General features: G+C 69.6%; 1 rRNA gene and 1 pseudogene. Both read left to right on the forward strand.

Annotation, left to right across the window (positions count from 1 at the left end):
• A 5S ribosomal RNA gene (gene rrf / locus ACIPLC_RS38255) occupies positions 1–92 on the forward strand; the annotation flags it as partial.
• A gap of 166 nt (positions 93–258) precedes the next feature.
• Positions 259–1,064 (forward strand): annotated as a pseudogene (locus ACIPLC_RS38260) (hypothetical protein); the annotation flags it as partial.

A 1,064-nucleotide genomic window follows, 5' to 3' on the forward strand; every position in this document is an offset into this window, starting at 1 on the left:
CGCCCGGTTACATTCCGAACCCGGAAGCTAAGCCTTACAGCGCCGATGGTACTGCAGGGGGGACCCTGTGGGAGAGTAGGACGCCGCCGAACAATTATTCAAGGCCGCGGCCCCAGCGATTCGCTGGGGCCGCGGCCTTTTTGTGTTTTGCGAACGAGCAGTACCCCGGCAGGCCGGGACCTCCGCCCAGGCGCGGAGTGTTCCGGGATGTCGGACAATGGAGATGGTGCGCGGCCAGGAGGCCGGCGCCGAAACCGCGTGACGGCAGCCGAGTTGCTCAGTCCGCGCGGTGGAGCTGAAGCAGCAGAAGGAGTCACCACGATGTCGAACCAGCCCCAGGACCGTCCCGAGCGTCGATCGGACGACGGCCGAGGCTACGAGCCCCGGTCCCGTGGGGGCTCGTCCAACGACCGTGGCGGCGCCCGTCGGGACGACCGTCAGGGCGGCGGTGGCTACCGTCGCGATGACCGTGACGACCGTCCGCGTCGTGACGACCGCCCCTCCGGTGGCGGTTTCAACCGTGACCGTGGCGACCGCCCCTCGGGCGGCTTCAACCGTGACGACCGTGGCGACCGTGGCGGTTTCCGTCGCGATGACCGTCCGTCCGGTGGTGGCTTCCGTCGTGACGACCGCCCCTCCGGTGGCGGTTTCCGTCGTGACGACCGTCCGTCCGGTGGTGGCGGTTTCCGTCGTGACGACCGTCCGTCCGGTGGTGGCGGTTTCCGTCGTGATGACCGCCCGGGTGGCTTCAACCGTGACCGTGACGACCGTCCGCGTCGTGACGACCGCCCCTCCGGCGGCTTCAACCGCGACGACCGTGGCGACCGCGGTGGCTTCCGTCGTGACGACCGCCCCTCCGGTGGTGGCTTCAACCGTGACCGTGGTGACCGCCCCTCGGGTGGTTTCAACCGCGATGACCGTGGCGACCGTGGCGGTTTCCGTCGCGATGACCGTCCGTCCGGTGGTGGCTTCCGTCGTGACGACCGCCCCTCCGGTGGCGGTTTCAACCGTGACCGTGGCGACCGCCCCTCGGGTGGTTTCAACCGTGACGACCGTCCGTCCGG

Origin of the sequence: Kitasatospora sp. NPDC086801 (assembly GCF_044745805.1) — a bacterium.
Taxonomy (GTDB): domain Bacteria; phylum Actinomycetota; class Actinomycetes; order Streptomycetales; family Streptomycetaceae; genus Kitasatospora.